The organism is Phyllobacterium sp. P5_D12 (assembly GCF_054049495.1).
In genome coordinates, this window is sequence record NZ_JBFUMG010000505.1 from 1 (window position 1) to 3,231 (window position 3,231).

4 protein-coding genes are annotated in these 3,231 nt (G+C 58.4%); 1 reads left to right on the plus strand and 3 read right to left on the minus strand.

What is annotated here, in order from left to right; genetic code table 11:
- A partial coding sequence (locus ACXJ5O_RS22570) for a hypothetical protein (RefSeq protein WP_457301852.1) occupies window positions 1-255 on the plus strand: 255 nt, incomplete at its 5' end.
- A gap of 58 nt (window positions 256-313) precedes the next feature.
- Here ACXJ5O_RS22570 and ACXJ5O_RS22575 read toward each other — a convergent pair.
- The 3 genes from ACXJ5O_RS22575 to ACXJ5O_RS22585 are packed head-to-tail and all read right to left on the minus strand — an operon-like array spanning window position 314 to window position 2,931.
- Window positions 314-751: a MucR family transcriptional regulator gene (locus ACXJ5O_RS22575; RefSeq protein WP_457301853.1), complete on the minus strand. Its 438-nt coding sequence runs from the start codon at window positions 749-751 to the stop codon at window positions 314-316.
- A 34-nt stretch (window positions 752-785) separates the two neighbouring features.
- Complete coding sequence (locus tag ACXJ5O_RS22580) at window positions 786-1,817, minus strand: DUF2955 domain-containing protein (protein ID WP_457301854.1); 1,032 nt, start codon at window positions 1,815-1,817, stop codon at window positions 786-788.
- Window positions 1,807-2,931, minus strand: coding sequence for an HlyD family secretion protein (locus ACXJ5O_RS22585; protein ID WP_457301855.1), 1,125 nt, complete (start codon window positions 2,929-2,931; stop codon window positions 1,807-1,809). The genes ACXJ5O_RS22580 and ACXJ5O_RS22585 overlap by 11 nt, the downstream gene beginning before the upstream one ends.
- Window positions 2,932-3,231: the final 300 nt, after the last annotated feature.

Below are 3,231 nucleotides of genomic sequence, written 5' to 3' on the forward strand. Positions count from 1 at the left end.
ATCTTCGGCGCGGCGCTGAATGTGCGGACGCGATTGGAATGTGCGGACGCGATTGAAGAGATGTTCAAGGATCAGATTGCCCTTCCATTCAACCACCTCACCTATATCCGGGTGCATGAGAAGGCCAGGGAAGCCGGTTGGCAGGATCAGGAGATACGTAAGGCCATCCTCTTTTGGATCGACCAGATGATGCTTAGCCAGGTCGCAGGATCTGACGGCGAGGTCATTGACTATCTGGACGAATTCTGGCGCTGAAAAATGAGGCCCCGAACGAGCCTTCTGATTGCCCCACCGGCTACGGACTGACCGCTGACTAACGCGCCCTTCCCGACTTTCGACCGAGCCCCATCGTCTTGGCAAGGCGGGAGCGAGCCTCGGCGTAGTTCGGTGCGACCATCGGGTAGGACGGATCAAGATTCCATCTCTTGCGGTATTCTTCGGGCGTGAGATCAAAGGAAGTCTTCAAGTGCCGCTTCAGCGATTTGAACTTCTTGCCGTCTTCCAGACAAATTATGTAATCGGGTGTGACCGACTTTTTGGGGTTCACTGCAGGTACGGGGCTCGGCGAGGCAATTGCCGTCTCTTCGATTCCAATCGCAGCCCCCGATAAAGCAGCATGCACGGTGTTGAGCAACATCGGCAAATCCGCGGTAGGTACTGCGTTATTGCGGACGTAAGCCGCCACCAACTTGGCCGTCAGGTCGACCAGCTTGCCCTTGTTCGACGCGATATCGAATTCTTCGATGGTCATCAATCAATCCCCCACAAATCAAATATCTAAATCGTCAACCAAGACTGCGCTCCTGCCGAGGCCAAAGCAACGTTGTCATGAAGATCGCATAGGCGATGGCTACCAGTATGTAGGTGACCCGGGCGGAAAAGGACTCGGCGGCAGACCCCGGAAGCGGCGACACACCCGTTCCGAATACGAGGAGGAAGATGGTCAAAGCACCCGCGTAAAGTTTGGCGGACGGCGCGTGCATCGCAGCACGACCGCCAAATACCAGGCCGGCCAGCAGTACCAATAGAAAGAGGAAAATGAGGGACGGCCGTACCTGAAGCAGCCCGAATGCGACGGACGCAGCCACGCCTCCGGTGATATTGGTTATCACGAGCCCCAAGGCGGCGCGCGTGCTGGCTGCGACGTCGAATTGGGATAGCAGTGACACGACGGTTATCGGAATGACGATCGCCGTAGCCAGCCCTTCGCGTGTCAGACAGGCAACCACCGCGATCAGCAGTATGGCGGTGTTGGCTGCAGCGTAGCGTGTCGCACGCGGATACGTCGTCGCTGTCGCGACCTTGAGAGTGGGGCTACCTTTGTCTGGTATAACAACGTATGCCAGCCACATCAAAAGCATGCCGGTCACCACACCCTGAACCAGGATCATAAGAATGGTGTCGCCGAGGTCTTCGTTCAGAATTGTGAGTAGCGGCACAATAACCGCAATGACCAGCACCAGAAAGATTGTGGGTCCGCCCTTACCGTTGGCCTGCTGGTAGAAACATCTCAAGTAAATCAGTCCGAGCAGGAGCAAGAGAACGGGCGGCCGGTCGCCGGTCAGAACCGTTACGAATTGCAGAAATGCTCCGACGACAAGAATCAGCACTGTGACTGCCGACGCCTTTTGCAACGACATGGGGCGGGAACTCGAGATCAGAAACTGTGCCGCAAACAATGGACCAAGGAAGGGGATGATAGCCCCCGAATAGACCGACCAGGAAAAGCCGACCGCAACGGCAAGCGCTATGCGCAGACCCTTGCGCTTTACATTGACGCGGTCCTCCTCGTGCAAAAGAAGCGTATCAGCTGACATAGGTCAGGACCGAAAGGATCCGGATCCAGATGCTGCCGAGCGCATTGGTGACCGGATGGTCCCCGGTGTAGATGACCACATTGGCCTGTGAACCGTATCGCACGCCCTTGGGCCGCCCTTCGTCGAGAACCAGGCGGATGGGAAAGCTCTGCGGTGCTCGCACCCATCCAGTGTCTGTGGAAATCTTCGGCAGGCCTGTCGCCGGGTCGACACTTCCCTGAGCAACCCCCATCCCGATGCCTTCAACCGTGGCGGCGAAAATCTGACCCGGGAGAACATCGAAAAGCACTTCCGCACGGTCGCCCGCGGCAACCATCTCGAGGCTGTTTTCCTTGAACGCAGCTGTGATCCAGATCGTGCCGGTATCGATGAAGGTCATTGCACTCTCGCCAGCGCTGAGCATACCTCCGACGGAAAGCTGGAGATTGGTGACGACGCCTTCCGCCGGGGCTGAAACCGTCGTACGCAGCAGATCAAGCTGGGCTTTTTCAAGCGCCGCGAGCGCCTCCTGCAATTGCGGATTGTCTTTTCCTGCGGGCCCAAGCTCCTCCCGAGCCCGCGCGAGGTCGGCTTCGGCCGCATCGACGCCGGCATTTGCCTGATCCAGCGCGGCCTCGGCCTCATCATGTTTCGCCTGGGCGTAGATACCGCGCTTGACAAGTTCCACGGCGCGGGTGGCTTGATCCTGGACATTGACCCGGACTGCCTTCGACTCCACCACCTTGGCCTGGGCGACATCGACGGCCGCCGTCGAAGCGCCGATCGTCTGACCTACCCCTGCCAGGCGTGCTTCCGCCTCTGCCACGGCAATCCGGTACTGTTCCGGATCCAGTCGAAACAGCATCTGGCCGGGCGTCACGGCACTGTTGTCAGTCACGCCCACTTCAATAACCCGCCCGGTAACCTCCGGCGCTACGCCAACGACATAGGCACTGACGGTCGCCTGCGAGGAAGAAGGCGTGCGCCGCTCCATGAAAACCGTCACGACAAACAGAAGCAAAGCCACCAGAAGCACGGTAATTGCGACCGTGCGCTGCGGGTTTTTCTCTTTCAGAGGCGCGCCCATAGTATTTGGAGCATCATCGCGAGGGGCCCCAGTTGCATCTGACGCCATGACGTTTCCCCCTCAGTCACGCGGCCGCCGCGTTGGAAGGCAATTTAGTCCTAAGCGGCCGCCATCGCAACGTCCAGCGAGCACTGTTGCATCTGTCTTGCAGAACGGCCGAAACAGGTAAATAGTTAGCTGGAGGACCGAGCTATCTGGATCCGGATTGGCTGGGAAGGGGGCAGCAAAATGCAGCCGAACGTCACAATCCCTCAGCGCGCGCCGCCGCTCTTGAGAATGCTCGATTCAGCGCTTCAAATCGGACTCGTGGGGTTGCTGATCTTTGCCTGCAGCCGCATCATATTGCCG